The organism is Virgisporangium aurantiacum (assembly GCF_016863635.1).
Taxonomy (GTDB): domain Bacteria; phylum Actinomycetota; class Actinomycetes; order Mycobacteriales; family Micromonosporaceae; genus Virgisporangium; species Virgisporangium aurantiacum.
The window spans coordinates 1-873 of the sequence record NZ_BOPG01000200.1 but is presented as its reverse complement, the minus strand read 5'-3'; the positions used below and the strand labels follow the sequence as shown (position 1 = coordinate 873).

Below are 873 nucleotides of genomic sequence, written 5' to 3'. Positions count from 1 at the left end.
CGCTGCCAGAAGCCGGCGATACCGAAGAACGCGAACACCCCTTGCAGCAGGCCGGGCAGCGGGCGGGGGTCGTCGCGCCAGGGTGCGTAGGTGAGGACGGAGTTCGCGTCCAGGTCGAGCAGTGGCACCAGGTGCAGGAGGCCACCGAGTTTGATGTGCTGGAACTCGTGGACCAGGCTGACCGCCAGCGTCGCCGGATCCGACGGCGGCGATATGAGGGCGGCGCCGAACCCGTCACCCGTCGACGCGCTGCGGTTCTCGTTGCGCTCGTCGGCGGGCAGCGGCGCGATCGCGCTCATGCCGACGGCCATGGCGGACGCGTTCTCGGGCCAGATCCGGTTGATGAGTTCCCAGGCGCCGTCGATCCGGTCGGCCCATGCGGCGGCGGCGGGATCGTCGAGCCGGACGGGGGGCACCGGATCGGCGAGATCCCGGTACGGATCGAGGTCGTCCAGGGCGACGCACAACGTCCTGTCTTCGGCGGTCGCGCTCACCCGCCGCTGCCCCCACCAGCGTGGTGACGTCGACTCCGGATCGGCCGGAACCGCAATGACGTCATCGCCGAGACGCAGCGAGGAGCCGCTTTCCGGCGAGGTCGACGCGACCGCGATGTCCCACGGGAGCGGGCCGGGAAGATGCGCCATGCCCAGCGTCGGGATCATCGCGTAACCGCGCAGCACGGGCACCCGAGTCTTCAGCTCGACGCGGGCCCGGACCGCGATCGCGAACGTGGCCGCGTGCAGGTGACCGATCTCGGCCCACAGCGGGGCCGGGCTGGCCGCACCCCGTCGCAGCAGGCGCAGCGCACGCGCCAGCCAGATCCCGAACTGGGGGCTCATGAGGACCGTGTCGACGGCCTGGGGATCCTTGGCC

General features: G+C 71.6%; 1 protein-coding gene. It reads right to left on the bottom strand.

The window, feature by feature from the left end:
• Window positions 1–873 (bottom strand): aKG-HExxH-type peptide beta-hydroxylase (locus tag Vau01_RS63035; RefSeq protein WP_239153168.1); only part of this gene is annotated, 873 nt, incomplete at both ends.